The sequence below is a fragment of the Butyrivibrio sp. Su6 genome, assembly GCF_900108105.1.
In the GTDB taxonomy this organism is placed as follows: domain Bacteria; phylum Bacillota; class Clostridia; order Lachnospirales; family Lachnospiraceae; genus Butyrivibrio.
In genome coordinates this window covers 162030-179342 of sequence record NZ_FNUR01000003.1, presented here as the reverse complement: position 1 = coordinate 179342, position 17313 = coordinate 162030, and the positions used below count along the sequence as shown (strand labels likewise).

General features: G+C 41.1%; 14 protein-coding genes. 11 read left to right on the top strand and 3 right to left on the bottom strand.

Annotation, left to right across the window (positions count from 1 at the left end; translation table 11 throughout):
• Positions 1–101 precede the first annotated feature (101 nt).
• The 3 genes from C4S54_RS04965 (at position 102) to C4S54_RS04955 (ending at position 3389) form a co-directional block, all read left to right on the top strand.
• Positions 102–1010, top strand: coding sequence for a carbohydrate ABC transporter permease (locus tag C4S54_RS04965; RefSeq protein ID WP_022774572.1), 909 nt, complete (start codon positions 102–104; stop codon positions 1008–1010).
• Between the two features lie 15 nt (positions 1011–1025).
• Positions 1026–1871, top strand: coding sequence for a carbohydrate ABC transporter permease (locus tag C4S54_RS04960; RefSeq protein ID WP_022774573.1), 846 nt, complete (start codon positions 1026–1028; stop codon positions 1869–1871).
• A gap of 117 nt (positions 1872–1988) precedes the next feature.
• Positions 1989–3389, top strand: a complete 1401-nt coding sequence (locus tag C4S54_RS04955) for a family 4 glycosyl hydrolase (RefSeq protein WP_103868554.1) — start codon at positions 1989–1991, stop codon at positions 3387–3389.
• 71 nt (positions 3390–3460) lie between these two features.
• Here C4S54_RS04955 and C4S54_RS04950 read toward each other — a convergent pair whose 3' ends face one another.
• On the bottom strand, positions 3461–4327 hold the full coding sequence (locus tag C4S54_RS04950; RefSeq protein ID WP_103868553.1) for a glycoside hydrolase family 43 protein: 867 nt from the start codon (positions 4325–4327) through the stop codon (positions 3461–3463).
• Between the two features lie 141 nt (positions 4328–4468).
• Here C4S54_RS04950 and C4S54_RS15940 point away from each other — a divergent pair, with 141 nt between their 5' ends.
• Positions 4469–4624: a hypothetical protein gene (locus C4S54_RS15940; RefSeq protein ID WP_160110682.1), complete on the top strand. Its 156-nt coding sequence runs from the start codon at positions 4469–4471 to the stop codon at positions 4622–4624.
• Positions 4625–4630: 6 nt separating this feature from the next.
• Here the strand turns inward: C4S54_RS15940 and tnpA are convergent, their stop codons facing one another.
• Positions 4631–5116, bottom strand: coding sequence for an IS200/IS605 family transposase (gene tnpA, locus C4S54_RS04945; RefSeq protein ID WP_103868552.1), 486 nt, complete (start codon positions 5114–5116; stop codon positions 4631–4633).
• A gap of 96 nt (positions 5117–5212) precedes the next feature.
• Between tnpA and C4S54_RS04940 the strand changes: the two genes are divergently transcribed.
• From C4S54_RS04940 to C4S54_RS04930, 3 genes are all read left to right on the top strand, one after another.
• Positions 5213–6616, top strand: a complete 1404-nt coding sequence (locus C4S54_RS04940; protein WP_103868551.1) for an RNA-guided endonuclease InsQ/TnpB family protein — start codon at positions 5213–5215, stop codon at positions 6614–6616.
• A gap of 129 nt (positions 6617–6745) precedes the next feature.
• The gene (locus C4S54_RS04935) at positions 6746–8047 is read left to right on the top strand and encodes a glycoside hydrolase family 28 protein (RefSeq protein ID WP_103868550.1); all 1302 of its coding nucleotides are present in this window, start codon (positions 6746–6748) and stop codon (positions 8045–8047) included.
• Between the two features lie 170 nt (positions 8048–8217).
• Positions 8218–10368, top strand: coding sequence for a M13-type metalloendopeptidase (locus C4S54_RS04930; RefSeq protein ID WP_103868549.1), 2151 nt, complete (start codon positions 8218–8220; stop codon positions 10366–10368).
• A 1672-nt stretch (positions 10369–12040) separates the two neighbouring features.
• Here C4S54_RS04930 and C4S54_RS04925 read toward each other — a convergent pair.
• Entirely contained in the window at positions 12041–13267 is a 1227-nt protein-coding gene (locus C4S54_RS04925) for an LL-diaminopimelate aminotransferase (RefSeq protein WP_103868548.1), read from the bottom strand.
• Positions 13268–13557: 290 nt separating this feature from the next.
• Here C4S54_RS04925 and dapF point away from each other — a divergent pair, with 290 nt between their 5' ends.
• From dapF to C4S54_RS04905, 4 genes are all read left to right on the top strand, one after another.
• Positions 13558–14418 carry a diaminopimelate epimerase gene (dapF, locus tag C4S54_RS04920; protein ID WP_103868547.1) on the top strand — a complete coding sequence of 287 codons (861 nt, stop codon included), beginning with the start codon at positions 13558–13560 and terminating at the stop codon, positions 14416–14418.
• Positions 14419–14566: 148 nt separating this feature from the next.
• Positions 14567–15616 carry a histidinol-phosphate transaminase gene (hisC, locus tag C4S54_RS04915; RefSeq protein WP_103868546.1) on the top strand — a complete coding sequence of 350 codons (1050 nt, stop codon included), beginning with the start codon at positions 14567–14569 and terminating at the stop codon, positions 15614–15616.
• 152 nt (positions 15617–15768) lie between these two features.
• Complete coding sequence (locus C4S54_RS04910) at positions 15769–16242, top strand: COG2426 family protein (RefSeq protein ID WP_103868545.1); 474 nt, start codon at positions 15769–15771, stop codon at positions 16240–16242.
• A gap of 68 nt (positions 16243–16310) precedes the next feature.
• Positions 16311–17201 carry a class I SAM-dependent DNA methyltransferase gene (locus tag C4S54_RS04905; protein ID WP_103868544.1) on the top strand — a complete coding sequence of 297 codons (891 nt, stop codon included), beginning with the start codon at positions 16311–16313 and terminating at the stop codon, positions 17199–17201.
• The last annotated feature ends 112 nt before the right edge of the window (positions 17202–17313 follow it).

Below are 17313 nucleotides of genomic sequence, written 5' to 3'. Positions count from 1 at the left end.
GCAATTGAACCAAAGAGAGGCGTTATTTTTATAACTAATAAACTGGCGCCTCTCTTTTTTTACAAAAATTACTGGACATCAGGAAGAAAGGGGAGAGTTCTATGGATAAAAAGAAAACCTTCCGCCAATGGATTGGGCAGGAGAAAGTGGCAGGCTATGTGTTCAGCTTGCCGTTTATCATTGGTTTTTTGATGTTCATGCTTATACCGATGATACTATCGCTGTATTTTTCATTTTGTAAGTACGACATTCAAAACCCTGCAAAATTTATTGGTCTTAGGAACTATATCAACATTTTTACCGATGACACATCATTTTGGAAAGCCTTAAGGGTTACCTGTTATTATGCACTTATAGGCACACCGTTAAAGGTTGTTTTCGCTCTTATCATCGCTCTTATTTTGGCAAAAGATACAAAGCTTACAGGTTTTTATCGTGCAGCATACTACCTTCCTTCAATCATTGGCGGATCAGTTGCTGTAGCAATTCTTTGGAGAAGAATGTTTGAACCCACAGGTACTATCAATGCCATTCTTTCAGTTGTGTATCCCGGAATATCCAATTTTAACTGGTTTGGAGAGGGAAGCGCGATCTGGGTTCTCATTATCTTAACTGTCTGGCAGTTTGGATCATCGATGCTTATTTTCCTTTCATCACTTAAGCAGATCAACCGCGAATTGTACGAGGCTGCGGAAGTTGATGGAGCTAACAAGTGGAGACAGTTCTGGAGGATAACACTTCCTCTTTTGACTCCTACTATTTTCTTTAATCTGGTACAGCAGACGATCAACTCGTTCCTTGCTTTCACACAGAGTAAACTTATTACAGATGGTCAGCCAAACGACAGCACATTGTTCTATACACTGTATGTGTACAAAAAAGCATTCCCTAACATGGGAAAGAGCCAGATGGGTTATGCATCAGCTCTTGCATGGATAATGCTCATCATTATTTCCGCTGTAACAGCTCTGTTGTTCTGGAGCCGTAGCAAGTGGGTATATGAAGATTAAGGGGAGGCGCTTATTATGAATACGAAAAGAAAGATCTTGGATTTGATCTATCATATACTGGTACTTTTTGGAGCCTTTGTTATGATCTATCCGCTTTTGTGGATGATCTTCAGCTCTTTTAAACCAACAACTTATGTTCTTCCAACTGCAAAACAGCTCATTCCGTCAGTATGGACACTGGACAACTACAAGACAGGATGGAAGGGATTTATGGGTTATACCTTCGCAACCTTCTTTAAGAATTCCTTCTTTATTTCCATCACATCAACCTTTGGAACTCTGATTTCATCATCACTTGTGGCTTATGCACTTCAGAGACTTGACTTTAAGCTTAAAAAGCCTTTGTTCATTCTGGTGTTGTCCACAATGATGCTTCCACCACAGATTCTGATGATTCCTCAGTACATGTGGTTTAGAAGACTTGGCTGGGTTGGTACTTACTTCCCAATGATCCTGCCATATTTCTTTGCTATTCAGGGATTCTTTGTATACCTGATTATGAACTTTATTCAGGGTGTGCCAAAAGAGCTGGATGAGGCTGCCAAGATTGATGGCTGCTCATTTTACGGAATCTACTTCAGGATCATCCTGCCACTTATCGTACCTGCCATGATCACAAGTGCCATCTTCTCATTTATATGGAGATGGGATGATTACCTTTCAGCTTTGCTCTATGTTACAAAGCCTGAAATGAGACCTATATCACTGGCCTTAAAGCTCTTTAACGATCCATCAGCCGGTTCAGATATCGGTGCAACACTTGCTATGTCAACACTTTCAATCGTTCCTGCAACAATTCTTTTCCTTATATTCCAGAAGTCTCTGGTTGAGGGAATTGCAAGCTCAGGTATTAAAGGATAAAAACAACAAAAATACGTAAAATAGTGTAATAAATAATAAGAATGATCTCTCGCATAATGAAATAATGAATATGCGAGAGATTATTAGTTTTCGTTCAAAAGGGAAGGGGTAAAAAATATGAGGTATGAAGCAGGAAAAATGAAGGATGTGGACATTGCCTATATAGGCGGTGGCTCAAGAGGCTGGGCATGGACTTTTATGACAGACCTTGCTTTGGATGATGAAATTTCAGGAACCATAAGACTTTTTGACCTTGATGAGAAGGCAGCTGAGGCCAATGCTGTAATAGGTAATAACCTTATGGCGAGAGGTGACGCGAAGGGTGACTGGAAGTTTGTAGTTAAGAACTCACTGGAAAGTGCCCTGACAGGCTGTGACTTTGTAGTTATCTCAATCTTGCCGGGAACTTTTGATGAGATGGAGTCGGATGTGCATCTGCCTGAGAGACTTGGGGTATATCAGTCAGTTGGCGATACAGCCGGCTGCGGCGGAATGATCCGTGCTCTAAGGACTATTCCTATGTTCACTGAGATTGCAGAAGCTATCAGGAAGTATTCACCTGACGCATGGGTAATCAATTATACTAACCCGATGTCACTTTGTGTGAAGGCTCTTTATGAGGCATATCCTCAGATCAAGGCCTTTGGCTGCTGCCATGAAGTATTTGGTACACAGAAGGTTTTACAGACAATTTATGAAAAAGAGACAGGTGAAAAAATTGATGACTGGCATGATGTTTTTGTAAATGTAGTGGGGATCAATCATTTCACATGGTTTACCGAGAGCTCATACAAGGGAATAGATCTTTTCCCTATTTACAGGAGTTATATTGATAAGCACTTTGATGAAGGTGTTTCTCTTGAAAGTGAGAACTGGCTAAATGCAAACTTTGTATGTAAGCACAGGGTCAAGATGGATCTTTTTAATAGATATGGACTGATCGCGGCAGCAGGTGACAGACATCTTGCAGAGTTTATGCCGGGTAATGAGTACTTAAAAGACCCTGAGACAGTTGCAAGTTGGAACTATGCACTTACAAGTGTTGCATGGAGAAAGAAAGACCTGGAGGACAGGCTTGCAAGAAGCAGGCGCCTTGCCAGTGGCGAAGAAAAAATGGAGCTTAAAGAAACAGGAGAAGAAGGAATCCTTCTCATTAAGGCACTGTGCGGACTTAGCAGATTTGTAAGTAACGTAAACATTCCAAACTCGGCGCTTCAGATTCCGAATCTTCCGGCAGATGCTATCGTTGAGACCAATGCGGTGTTCTCAAGAGACTCCATCAGGCCTATATTTGCAGGCGCTATCAAAGAAGATGTGAAAAAACTCATTGAGCCTCATATAAAGAACCATGAGAGAATATACAAGGCTGCCACAACATATGACAAATCCCTTGTTTATGAAGCTTTTGAAAATGATCCGCAGTTCATAGGCAAGAACTGTTCTACAGAAGACATTCATAAGCTTGTTGATGACATGATTGAAAATACGAAGAAATATCTGCCTAGAGGTTGGAATTGAGATCTGCCAAGTATGCATGCGTGGCTATGGCGATTGTTGGCTCTTGGGTGGGATTTTTGGTGGCCTATAGTTCATCTTGCCAGTGATTCTTCGCTGACCGGTATAAAAACAGGGTGCTCCTTTGGAGTTTCATTTGGCTGGTGAAGGACCATCATAAGGTCGCCGTCAAATGTTCTAAAGAGCATGCCGTGGCCGCCGTCTTTATCAAAAAGGGGCTTTTCGTCTATGGTCCAGGTGCCGTCGATGTTTCCGTTGTCGGAGCGGGCAATGGCTTCAGCGTAGCCACCTTCTGAGATACTTGCCCAGAGCATGATTAGCTCTCCGTTTTCAAGGCGGTGCATGAATGGACCATCTGTTACGTAGCAGATTTCATCGCGGAGTCTGTGCTTCATGCCTTTTACCCATGGCTTTGCCTGGGAAGCTTTGAATAAGGTTACAGGCTCTGATACGGGGTGTGTCAGATCATCAGAGAGTTCAACAGAGCAAATCTCCCCATCTGCGAGGTCTACCCACTCATGGCTGAATACCATATATGGCTTTCCTTCAGGGGACAGATAGAAGGTTCCATCAAGGCTGTTCCATTCATCCGGAGTAATTTTGCCGTCACTGTGAACCTTAAAAGGTCCAAGAGGGCTTTCAGATGATAGGATCATGGTGCCTTTTTTATCGAGAGCTTCAGAATTAAATGTCGCAAACATGTAAAAAGTGTTATTGTAAATATGTACTTCAGGAGCCCAGTAGTTTTTGTCAGCCCAGAAATTTTCAGGCTTGTGGAATACTTCAAAAGGGCCGTCCCAATTTACCAGGTCCTTACTGGTATAGCAGTCAAAGCCATCGGCGAGTCCCCAACAGGTCTTGGCTCTTGTTCCGTACATGTAATATGTGTCTTTATAAGGTAATACAAAGGGATCACGAATGTTGATTTCTTCAAGTGTCATAGTAAAAACCTCGTTTTTGTTTTTAATTTTATCACATGGATTTTTTTATAGAATCACTATTTTTGACATAAAAACAGAAAAAACGGACCTTGTATCATAACGTAGCAATTCAGGCATAAATATATATTCAGTGGAGGAAGGATGTATAAGGAAGTATACAAAGGGGAATATGTGAGCAGGATGTACGGGGTTGTGGTAAAAAGAGATAAACTCATCTGGAGCAGTATAAAAGAAGATGAGGGCTTTTATAAATATCGTGCGAGAAACCCCCTTCCGATGAAATCGGTTGTGGGATGAATCGCACTAGCTTTTCTTTTTGTATTCCCCCGTCTTAATGTATTTGCGTTTGTGTTCTTCTGTTCGCTGATCTTCAATATATTTCTTAACAGTATCAAGAGAAACGCTTCCGGTAGTTGCACAAAAGTAACTTGCACTCCAGAAGGGTGAATCTCCCCACAGATACTTTTCTATATGAGTCCTATATGTATTTCTCACTTCTTTGGAAAGCTGTGATTTTAACGAGTTGATGAGCTTTACAGGAGCCACATCAGGTGGCATGGAGATCAGAAGATGCATGTGATCGACATCTGTCTCTGCTGAAATGAGTTCACTGTTCATGCGTCCGCATAGGTAAGCAGCATAATTCTTCATGAAATCACCAATCTCATCTGTGATCACTTTCTTTCTGTATTTAGTTACGAAAATCACATGGTATGTGAGTTTGTATACGGAATGTGAGCCTCTTCTGTACTCGTTCAGGATATCTGATTCCAGCCTCGATTTCTGCATAAATTTACTCCTTATCTAAAGAGAACATGTGTTTGCGGAATTATGAAATGTGTGCTATAATACTAACTATAGAATACTGATAAGGAATTTACAACCGTGTACAGAACAAGGCAATACAGGATAAGCAAAAACCACATACTCTATGACTATTGCAGGGATATCTGCAGATCATCAGCCATTCTGTACAACAGGGCAAATTTCATCTTAAGGCAGTATTCGTCTGCAGTAGATTCAATGGCCTTGTTCAAGCCTCTTTTCCCAAATCAGATGATGGTTTACAGGCTCGTAAGGGATAGCCTTTGGGGGACTAAATATCTTGGTGACAGCAAATGGCTCTCATATAATGCCCTTGATCATATGCTAAAGGTTACAAGGGATAAGGCATACTATGCCCTTCCGTCACAGGCTAATCAGCAGATATTGAAACTTCTTCTCAGAGACTATAAGTCTTTCTTTGAAGCTGTAAAAGTATATGGCAGGAATCCTGGGGCATTTACTGGTCGCCCCAAGATGCCGGGATATATGTCACAGGGATCATTCAAGACAGCTGTCCTGACTAATCAGATATGCAGGATCAAGGATGGGTATCTAAAGTTTCCGGGGACAAAGGATAGGCTGTCTCTTGGCCAGCTCCCTGAAGAAGTGTGCCTTAAGGAAGTACGTATAAAGCCCAGCGGAAACAGTTTTGTCCTGGATGTAGTTCTTTCTGTTCCTGATAAAGGAATAATGCCAATGTCTGATAAGGATATCCTCTCTGACCTTTCGGTCGTATCAGATCTGAAGGGCTTGAGAGTAATGGCTATCGATCCCGGAACAGACAACATAGCTGCTGTAGCAAACACTTTTGGTGCAAGGCCATTTGTGATTAAGGGAGGAGTGATCAAGTCAATCAACCAGCTTTACAACAAAGAGATGAAAAGACTCTCTTCCTGTGCCATGACATGCAACAACAGGTACAGGACAAGAAAGATGAATGCTCTTACTGAAAAGAGGAACAGAAGGATAAAGGATCAGTTCCATAAGGTAAGCAGACAGCTTGCAGACTATGCAAGGGATAACCATGTAGATGTAGTAGTGATGGGACATAATACATACCAGAAGCAGGAGATAGGTATAGGACATGTCAATAACCAGAACTTTGTGCAGATACCAATGCTGATATTTGCAGACATGCTCAGATACAAACTTGCTGAATATGGTATAAAGTTTGTCCTCACAGAAGAGAGCTACACGTCAAAGGCCGACTTTCTTGCAAAAGACTATATCCCTGTGCATAAAAAGAATAGCCCGGAAAGCTACTCTTTTTCAGGAAAGCGGATACAGAGAGGACTTTACAGACACTACGATGGTACAATAACAAATGCAGACATAAATGGAGCTGCAAATATCTTGAGGAAAGTATTCCCAAAGGTAAGCCAATGGGATAGGGGCATAGTGGACATGCCCTGTTCTGCAGGATGCATAGAACATCGTGCAGGTTCATGCCGCCATGCGGCATAACAGAAACCCTTTCCGACGTGGAGTCGGTGAGGGTAGTTCATGCTTTTATTGACGGGAAGGAAAGCTTTTCTTTTGACAGAGGAAAGCGCATCGAAACGGATATGGAAGGAAAGGAGCATTTAAAAGAAAATGACCTATAATATTCTGGATTATGGAGCAGTGGCCGACGGAAAAACAAAATGTACATCTGCTATACAGGCGGCAATAGATGCCTGCACTGAAAAAGGCGGAAGAGTTGTGGTGCCGGCAGGAACATTTTTATCAGGTACCCTTCGCCTCAGGTCCAATGTGGATCTGCATTTGGAGCATGGAGCAGTTCTTTTGTCCAGTCTTGATGAGGCGGATGTTATCGATTATTTCAAGGATGGCGACGAGGACAATGAGGTTGACGGCTGGGAAGGCGGTTGCTTTTTATTTGCGCTTCATGAAAAGAATATTGCGATAACCGGAACGGGAACAATTGATGGTCAGGGCAGGAATTCTTTTTTTGACGATGATGATCCTGAGACTGCTAAAAATGGTAGTCCTTTAAATGTCAGAGGCTTCAGACCCAGAATGAGCTATCTTGAGGATGTGGAAAACCTCACTGTTACTGATGTTACTTTTTTTGACTCCGCATTCTGGACTCTTCACATGGCGGGCTGCAGGAATGTCAGAATAGAGAACATTGTTATTGATAATGACAAAAGAGGTCCCAATAATGACGGAATAGATCCGGATTGCTGCCAGAACGTTATCATAAAAGGCTGCAGGATAAAAACTGGTGATGACAGCATTGTACTTAAATCCACAACTCCAATGTATAAAAAGTATGGGGATTGCAAGGATATTGTGGTTAACGGATGTCTTTTGTCATCAAATTGTTCGGGGATCAAGATCGGAACAGAGACCTTTGGAGATATTCACGACATAATAATCTCTGATTGTATAGTTCGTGACTGCATCAGGGGAATAGGCATCTGGTCAAGGGATGGCGGCGAAATCTACAACATCGATATCCACCATGTTCGCGGAACAACCAGAAATTTTGTGGATTGCAAGGACAGAAGGACCGGAGTCTGGAACTGGTGGGGTGAAGGTGAACCGCTGGCTATTACTGCGACTAAGAGGGACGGAGTGGACAGGCTCCCGGGAAAAGTCAGGGATATAAATATCGATCATGTTTTTATAACCTGCGAGTCACCGATAATAATGGCCGGAGAAGACTATTCTCCTATCGAAAATATCAGCGTCACTGAGTCTAAATTTGTTTTCAAGAATCAAAGTGGCAAGACAGAGCTTATTCTTGATGAGCGTCCATCTGACAGGGGCCGCTATTCTATGAAAATGGGATATACTTATTTTAGAAATGCAAAAGATATAACGATAGATGCTGAATTTGTCGTTGATAAGAGCATGGAAAAGCTTATAGATCAAGATAATGAGGCATAAATGCACATTTTTGTGATAAAATAATTTTCAGTCAATACAGCCAGTGGAGGTGTGGGGCTTCCACTGGCTTTTTCTTTTAGGAAGCAGGTGAGTACGCTTGCATAATTGCATTATATATGCGATAAAAGAAATAGTATTGGTTGATATTTCAAAAAAGGAGTAAAAATGTTATGAAAAGAAAACAGATTTTGGCAGCTCTTTTGACAGGATGCTTGTTACTTGCCGGGTGCGGAACTGCAGCTGATAGTGCGGTAACTGAAACTCCTGCCGAGGGGGCAAGTAAGGAAGAGGTGGCAGCAGATACATCGGTAGATACTGCTAGTACTGAGTCTTCCGAAGAAACAGCACAGGCTGAGGGCGGAGCTTATGTTGTTGATGGAGGAAGTCCCTGGATAAACTCCAACATCAAAGAGAATTGTCTTAATTTCGAAAAGCCGTCAGAGAAGGACGATCTGAACATGGCGGTAAATTATGACTGGGTCAGAAACACCGAGATTCCTGCAGGATACACCTCTACCGGTACCTTTGTTGAGGTTGGACAGATAATTGACGACAAGGCGTTGGCAACTTTAGAGGATGAAAGTATAGAGGGGCATGATGCTGAACTTGTAAGAGCATTTTACAATGCTTTTCTTGATTGGGATGATCGAAATGCAAAAGGTGTTTCTCCGATTGAACCTTATGTGAAAGACATCGAATCTCTTTCGAGTATAGATGATGTCACAGCATTTGTTACTGATGCTGACAGGTCATTCTTTACACCTGCTTTGGTGGGCGTTGGAAATACCGGAGATCTCACAGATTCAACCAGATATGTGACAGATTTTGACCATACAGGTCTGCTTCTTGGAGATTCTGCAGAGTATAAAGAGTTTAGTACTGTTGGTAAGCTAAAATATGATGCTTATAAAAAACTCTTTTCTAGTATCATGACAAGAATGGGATATACACAGGATGAGGCTGATAAGTACTTTGAAGAGTGTATGGCCTATGAGACAGCGCTTGCTGAAAAGGTATATACTTCACTCGAAAATAACGATCCTGCAATTTATGATAAGATACTAAACTACTACGCTCCCGAGGAAATGGCAGAGCTTGCGCCTAATTTCCCGGTAGATGAGTTTATTAAGTCAAATGGTTTTGATAATGCAGAGCTTTTCCTTGTAACAGAGCCTGAAGCTCTTGCCAAGGTATCTGAACTCTATACAGATGAGAATCTTGAGAACATAAAAGGATATTTCATGGTTCAGACAGTTTTAGGATGTACAGCTTATCTTGACAAGGAGACTTTTGAAGCAAGACTTGATGCCCAGCGTTCAATTTATGGTGCGTCAGGAGCTCTTTCTGATGAAAAATATGCATATGTCTATTTAAATAATGCTTTGCCGGAATCAATGGAAAAGGCATACATGGCTAAGTATGATGTTACAGAGACAAAAAAGACTATAACAAAGCTTTGTGAAGATGTGGCCAGTGTCTACAGGGAAATGCTTGAAGGCGAGGAATGGCTCTCTGATGAAACAAAAGAATATGCTATTAGTAAGCTTGATTCTCTGAAGATCAATGTAATTGAGCCAAATGAATATGAGGACTATAGCGGTCTTGATCTGAATGGCCTTTCATATTTTGAAGTACAGAAGGCACTTGCGAATTATAGGTGGGAAATCGATAAGAAGAGAACAAATGGAAAAGTAAATAAGAATATTTGGGAAGGCATATCTACTCTTGAAACAAATGCCTACTACGACCCAACTGTAAATTCGATCAACATACTTCTGGGAATTCTTGACGGAGATTTCTACAGTGATGATATGGCAAAAGAGCAGCTCTATGCAGGAATAGGTTCTATTATCGGACATGAGATAAGCCATGCTTTTGATACAAATGGAGCTCAGTTTGATAAGGATGGTAACTACAGTAGCTGGTGGACAGATGAGGACTATGCTGCATTCCAGGAAAGAGCCCAGAAGCTGATCAATTACTATGATGGAATAACAGTCTATGGTGATGAAAAAGCTATTGGTTCTCTTGTTCAGACTGAAGCTATTGCAGATATGGCAGGTATCAAAGCTATGCTGACTCTTGCAGCCAAGGAAGAAAACTTTGATTATAAGCTTTTCTTTGATAGCTACGCCAATATATGGAAAGATATACAAACATATGAAGCAAACTATACACAGCTTACTCAGGATCCACATCCTCTTAGCTACCTCAGAGTAAATGTAACAGCACAGCAGTACGATGAATTCTATGAAGCTTTTGATGTAAAAGAGGGCGATGGAATGTATCTTGCGCCGGAAAACAGAATACTGATCTGGTAAGGATTATAAGAATTATATGCTGTAGATTAACGAGAGGATTACTGCAAACCTGTTTGGTTACGCAGTAATCCTCTTTATGTTTGTATATGCGTAAGTGAGTTAGAAGACATTGGGACGGTTCTAATGACTTATGAAGACACTGATATGTATAAGCTTAAGAAATTGGTAAATGCTTGGTTCCGTACGCCACCATTGACTGAGCCTGAGGAAAACGCCTTGGTCTGCGAGCCGACGGTGAGGATGATGGGAACAGTAGATTATCACGCACCGTCGAATTCAGCATTGTAGCGTTTTCCTCAGAACCCGTCAATGGCAAGCACCTACGGTGTGGCTGGGTACCAGGGCCTCGGGCTCTGACTCCGAGAACAGTAGGGGGATAATGTAAGGTGCCTCGGGTTACGAATTCGGAAACAACAGAAGTGGCTAGTTTCAAGGAAACATGGGCTCGCAGCTTTTCATATCGCGCGCGAAATTGGGGCTAACGGGAGTTTGTATGTGTCTACTCTATAGGCAGTAGTTTATGCTACGATGTAGGATAAAAAAGATAGATTTGTAAAACTTATCCCATTCTATCCAAGTCGATTTTCAGATGTGTGGGATAAAACCTGAAATTCTCTTGAAATTATCCCACATTTTCAGCCTTCTGAGCACTGTAATTGTCCAAAAAGTAGGATAATCGTGAAAAAATCAATTGTTTTATCCCACAATTCTCAGTCAGAACCATGAGAATTGTGGGATAAAATGAGTAAAAGTCAAACGTTTATCCTACTCACGAGCAAAATCCATTATCAGAATGGTCAAATCTGTAGGATAAAAAGCGCTAAAATCAAGCGCTTATCCTACGTTCTCTCCTACACCTTCTCCTACATCCGGATTGTCATAGTGAAATGGGTATATAGCTATACTTTTTAAGTTACCACATCCATCGGCAGAATTTTCAGGAAGTGAAATTGGGCATATACGAGAAAAAATAGAACTACACACCCATTGAATGAGTGATATGAGACGATCAATCACCTATAAAATGGTGCGCAAACTTCAAAAATGCTGCATATACCCAAAATCGCAAGTCAAAATCATCGTCGAGTGGTGTTGTAAATTCAAAATCAGGTTATATGCCCAAATCACGTTCTATTGCAGATGGCAGGTTCACTTAAAAACAAGCTATATGCCAAAGCAACATTTTAACGCTTTGTATGCGGCATTCGAAAACTGCGATAATGGAGCCTTGAAAGCAGCCGCCTCTACTGTTCTCGGAATTGGAGCCAGAGGCATTTTAAACTAGCCACAGCGCAGGTGCTTGCCATTGACGGGGGCTGAGGAAAACGCTACAATGCTAAATCCGACGGTGCTAGAAAATCTATTGTTCCCATCATCATCACCGTCGGCAGAGCTGGCAAGGCGTTTTCCTCAGACTCAGTCAATGGTGGCGTACGCAGCTACAACCTATACTTTTCTAAGAAGTTAAATGGACGGTTGAATGACTTGCTTTTAATAAGTCATTAGAACCGTCCCGGTGTCTTACTGACTCCCCAACTAGCTTACGCTTATACAAATAAAGAGGAATATTGCGTAACCAAACAGGTTGGCAGTATTCCTCTCGTTAATCTCTTATGCGTAAAAAACTTAATAAGGGTTGAAATTTAATTTATCACTTGCGATAGAAAATTTTTTACAGTGATTTAATTCGGTTAATGGCCTCTACGGTGTTTTCGTAGCTGCCAAAAGCAGTGAGTCTGAAATAGTGTTCCCCGCTTGGACCAAAGCCTGAACCAGGAGTTCCGACAACATTGGCTTTTTCGAGAAGGTAGTCAAAGAATTCCCAGCTTGTCATGTTGTCAGGAGTCTTAAGCCAGATATATGGTGAATTTTTACCGCCGTATACTGTGTATCCTGCTTCCTTAAGACCATCATAAATGTATTTTGCATTCTTCATGTAGGATGCGATCATTTCTTTTACCTGAGCTTTGCCTTCAGGGCTGTAGATGGCTTCGCCTGCCCTCTGTACGATGTATGGAGCGCCGTTGTACTTGGTTCCATGTCTTCTTGCCCAGAGGCTGTGCATCTCGACCTCTTTTCCCTGGAAGGAAACTTTGAGGTCGTGAGGAATAATCGTTGCACCGAGTCTTAAACCGGTAAATCCTGCATTCTTGGAAAAAGATCTAAGCTCAATAGCACATGTTCTTGCACCATCGCACTCATAGATAGAATGAGGAATGTTATCCTCTGAAATATAAGCCTCATAAGCAGCATCAAATATGATGACAGCACCTGCTTTGTTTGCGTAATCAACCCATTTCTGGAGCTGGTCCTTTGTTATTGCTTCACCTGTCGGATTGTTAGGGAAGCACAGATAGATAAGGTCTGGCGTTTCTGATGGAAGTTCAGGTGCAAAGCCGTTTTCAGCTGTACAAGGCATGTAGATAACATTGCTCCACATTCCTGTATTTTCATCATAATCCCCGCATCTACCTGCCATAACGTTTGAATCAACGTATACAGGGTAAACAGGATCGCATACAGCTATCTTTGCATCTTTTGAAAAGATTTCCTGAATTGCTCCGGAATCACTTTTAGCTCCGTCAGAAATAAAAACTTCATCATCTGAAATCTCGCATCCCCTAGCCCTAAAATCGTTTTCAGCAACTGCGTGGCGAAGGAACTCATATCCAAGGTCAGGGGCATATCCTCTGAAAGTTTCTGCATTTGCCTGCTCGTCAACAGCCTTGTGAAGAGCCTCAATAACTGCTTTTGGCAGTGGCTTTGTGACGTCACCGATTCCAAGTCGGATGATCTTTTTATCTGGGTTTGCTTCCTGGAAAGCAGCAACTTTTTTTGCAATTGTACTAAAAAGGTAGCTTCCGGGTAGTTTTAAATAATCTTCATTTGGCTTAAACATAGTGTGTTCTCCTGTCATTACTGTGTTATACTTTTCTCGTATCTGTCGTGCACAATTTAATTTGTGATTTATCCTACACCATTTTTGTATAATTGTATACATTTTTCTTGAGATTTTTTTGCGGAATGATTAATATGGAAATTAAAGATGGAAGTATATAATTATGGCTGCTGGTAAGGAAAAGTCATGGTTTTAATTGTAGAAACGATTGGCGCCTTAATGATAATGGCTATAAATTGAAATAGAAAGGGCACTTTATAAGGTTGTTGGAAGTGATGAGGGATTAGCATATGAAGTTTACGAAAATGCATGGCTGTGGAAACGATTATGTTTATGTAGATGGAAAAAGTGAGAAGATTTCTCAGGAGAAGAAGTCTGAGCTTGCCATAAAAGTTTCTGACAGACATTTTGGAATAGGATCAGATGGTCTTATTTTTATCAATCCTGTGGATGATGAGAGCATCGACTTTGAAATGGAGATGTATAACGCAGACGGCTCTCGTTCAGAAATGTGCGGTAATGGCATAAGATGCGTTGCAAAGTACGTATATGATAAGGGGCTTACTACTAAAAAGAACCTTGTCATCGTAAGTGCAGGAAAAAAGAAATACATAGATCTTACAATTGGTGATGATGGAATGGTCTCATCTGTGAAGGTTGATATGGGTGCGCCTATATTAAAACCGGAGGAAGTGCCTGTGAACTATTCCGGTGATCAGGTCGTTGATGCTCCAATTATCGTAGATGGTAAGACATGGCACATGACCTGTGTTTCAATGGGTAACCCTCATGCGGTAGTATTTTTACCTAAAGATATGAGCCTTGAGGACCTTGATATTGAGAAGATCGGACCAAAGTTTGAAAATCATGAACTTTTCCCAAGACGTGTGAATACTGAATTTGTAAAGATTGATGATAAAAACAACGTTCACATGCGCGTGTGGGAAAGAGGAACAGGTGAGACTCTTGCCTGCGGTACAGGATGCTGCGCAACAGGAGTTGCCTGCGTTTTGAACGGACTTACAGATAATAATGTGACAGTTCACGTACTTGGCGGGGAAGTAATGGTCTCCTGGGACGGGGTTAGTGGTTCATCTGTCATTATGGAAGGCCCAGCAACAACAGTGTTTGAGGGCGAGATTGAGGTGTGAAGATATCACACTGGATGTGATGATAATAGGGTAACGTAGGATTAGAAGTAAATTTGACATGCAGGGATAAAAGAGATTGCCAGTTTAAAAATGATATGTTAGACTATGCTTTATCATGGTAGAGTAATAAAGTAACGGAGGATTTAACATGTCTTGGGAAGAAAATGTCAGGAAAGTTGTTCCATATACTCCCGGAGAACAGCCTAAAATAAGCAATATTATCAAACTAAATACAAACGAATGCCCCTATCCGCCGGCTCCATCTGTAAAGAAGGCCCTGGATAGTTTTGAATATGAATCCTTAAGGTTATATCCGGATCCGGGTTCTGGCATATTGATAAATGCTTTGTCAGATTATTACAACGTGCCTGCAGACCAGATATTTGTTGGCGTTGGATCGGATGACGTGCTTTCTATGGCTTTTTTGACATTTTTTAACTCGGATAAGCCCATTCTTTTCCCTGATATCACCTATTCTTTTTATGATGTGTGGGCTGACCTGTACAGAATTCCATACAAGCAGATTCCACTTGATGAGGAATTCAGGATAAAGAAGGAAGATTACTATGTTGAAAATGGCGGCGTGATCTTTCCTAATCCCAATGCACCAACGGGCCTTGTTGAAGATTTGGACATGATAGAAGACATCCTTAAGAACAACAGGGACGTGGTTGTAATCGTGGACGAGGCCTACATTGATTTTGGTGGAAAGAGTGCCCTGCCGCTTATTGATAAATATGAGAACCTGCTTGTTGTTCAGACTTTCTCAAAATCAAGGGCTATGGCCGGCATGAGGATAGGCTTTGCTTTTGGTTCTAAAAAGCTTATAGGTTACTTAAATGATGCCAAGTTTTCTTTTAACTCATATACAATGAACAGGCCATCTCTCGAGCTTGGAGCAGCAACACTGGCTGACAAAGAGTATTTTAAGGAAACTTGCAGCAAGATAATCGCAACCAGGGAGAGAGTTAAGCCACTTTTGTCAGAGCTTGGCTTTGTTTTTCCTGATTCTTCAAGTAACTTTATTTTTGCAAAGCACAAAACTGTTTCCGGGAAAAAGATATTTGAGGAGCTGCGCAAGCGCGGAATTATCGTAAGAAGATGGGATCTGCCACGCATCAGTGAATACCTGAGAATCACTGTTGGCACCGATGAACAGATGGATACGCTGATAGAGAGCTTACGGAAAATTGTCTAAAAGAAGAATCTATAATACATGATTGCGATTAATACAGTTTAATGATAAAATTTCTGAGTTGCTGACTGAAAACAAATGTAGATCATATTATTAAAGGTTTACAGTCAGATGTACACTAGTTAAGAACGCACATACGATTAGGAGATTTATTCATGTTAAAAAAGTATATTATAGTATTTTTAATCTCAATGGTTCCGCTTGTAGAGCTCAGAGGAGCAGTACCTTATGCAATTGCTATGGGACTTCCGGTACTTCCAAGCTACATTATAGCAATTATCGGTAATATGATCCCAATGCCTTTTATTTTCTTCTTTGCGAGAAAAGTTCTTGAGTGGGGAAAAGATAAGCCAGTGATTGGAGGATTCTTTACATTCTGCCTTGAAAAGGGACATAAGGGTGGAGAAAAGTTAAAAGAAAAAGCCGGAAAAGGCTTATATTGGGCACTTTTCCTGTTTGTAGGAATTCCACTTCCTGGAACAGGTGCCTGGACAGGTACACTTGCTGCTTCAATCCTTGATATGGATTTCAAAAAGAGTGTCAAGGCAGTTATTTGCGGTGTAGTACTTGCCGGTATTATAATGGGACTTGGAACAAAGGTAGTACTTCTTATAGGAAGTCTGTTCTGATCAGGAATCAGTTTTGAAATGGATTTGACTGTTTGATCATCAATCAGTTGTGATAAAAAGGAATAAACATGGAAGCTTATACAGATTTTGCAAGCGTATATGACACATTCATGGATGAAACCCCATACGACGTATGGGGTAATTTTATTGCTGAATTAATTGAGAAATATGGAGTCAGCAAGCCTATAAAAATTGAGAATGTCAATGAAAAAGCAGTGGCTTTTGACAAGAATGAAAATGTTGAATCTGATTTAGAGGCAGATGTAATAGAAGATGGAAGCCAGGAAGCCCTTGACCAGGAAAAAAATCTTGTGGTTGAGCTTGGTTGTGGCACAGGAAGCTTCACCATTGAAATGGCAAAAAAAGGCTATGACATAATGGGAATTGACTTATCTCCCGACATGCTTGATATTGCCAGAAACAAAGCGGCAAATAAAGGACTTAACCTCATGTTCCTTGAACAGGATATGAGAGAGCTTGACCTGTACTGCACCGCGGGAACAATAGTCAGCGTATGCGACAGCATAAACTACCTGCTTGAAGATGACGACGTTATAGAAACCTTCAGACTTGTCAATAATTTCCTGTTTCCAAAGGGAATATTTATATTCGATTTTAATACCCTTCACAAGTACAGAGATGAGATCGGTGATGTGACAATTGCAGAAAACCGCGAGGACTGCAGCTTTATATGGGATAATTACTATCATGAAGATGAGCATATCAACGAATATGATCTGACAATCTATGCCCTTTGTGATAAGGAAAAAGAACTGTTTAGAAGGTCAGTAGAAACTCATTATCAAAGGGGATACACTCTTGAAGAGATGATTTCTTTCGTAAAACAGGCCGGTCTTGAGTACATAACAGCTATAGATGCGGATACTCATGAAGCCACGACTGAAGCAAGCGAGCGAATCTACATTATCGCAAGAGAGTCAGGAAAAATGCCTGGATAAAGACCTATCCGGATTGGTATCATATTTAGGAACTGAACGGTGCAACACTGGTTTACATATCCAAGCAAATATATTAAAATAACGTGTATGCTTTGAACAAAAGTAAAAATTT

What these genes read in the sequence shown, in the direction of transcription:
- C4S54_RS04965 (WP_022774572.1), top strand. Translation starts at nt 102, where the DNA reads ATGGATAAAAAGAAAACCTTCCGCCAATGGATTGGGCAGGAGAAAGTG.
- C4S54_RS04960 (WP_022774573.1), top strand. Translation starts at nt 1,026, where the DNA reads ATGAATACGAAAAGAAAGATCTTGGATTTGATCTATCATATACTGGTA.
- C4S54_RS04955 (WP_103868554.1), top strand. Translation starts at nt 1,989, where the DNA reads ATGAGGTATGAAGCAGGAAAAATGAAGGATGTGGACATTGCCTATATA.
- C4S54_RS04950 (WP_103868553.1), bottom strand. Translation starts at nt 4,327, where the DNA reads ATGACACTTGAAGAAATCAACATTCGTGATCCCTTTGTATTACCTTAT.
- C4S54_RS15940 (WP_160110682.1), top strand. Translation starts at nt 4,469, where the DNA reads ATGTATAAGGAAGTATACAAAGGGGAATATGTGAGCAGGATGTACGGG.
- tnpA (WP_103868552.1), bottom strand. Translation starts at nt 5,116, where the DNA reads ATGCAGAAATCGAGGCTGGAATCAGATATCCTGAACGAGTACAGAAGA.
- C4S54_RS04935 (WP_103868550.1), top strand. Translation starts at nt 6,746, where the DNA reads ATGACCTATAATATTCTGGATTATGGAGCAGTGGCCGACGGAAAAACA.
- C4S54_RS04930 (WP_103868549.1), top strand. Translation starts at nt 8,218, where the DNA reads ATGAAAAGAAAACAGATTTTGGCAGCTCTTTTGACAGGATGCTTGTTA.
- C4S54_RS04925 (WP_103868548.1), bottom strand. Translation starts at nt 13,267, where the DNA reads ATGTTTAAGCCAAATGAAGATTATTTAAAACTACCCGGAAGCTACCTT.
- dapF (WP_103868547.1), top strand. Translation starts at nt 13,558, where the DNA reads ATGAAGTTTACGAAAATGCATGGCTGTGGAAACGATTATGTTTATGTA.
- hisC (WP_103868546.1), top strand. Translation starts at nt 14,567, where the DNA reads ATGTCTTGGGAAGAAAATGTCAGGAAAGTTGTTCCATATACTCCCGGA.
- C4S54_RS04910 (WP_103868545.1), top strand. Translation starts at nt 15,769, where the DNA reads ATGTTAAAAAAGTATATTATAGTATTTTTAATCTCAATGGTTCCGCTT.
- C4S54_RS04905 (WP_103868544.1), top strand. Translation starts at nt 16,311, where the DNA reads ATGGAAGCTTATACAGATTTTGCAAGCGTATATGACACATTCATGGAT.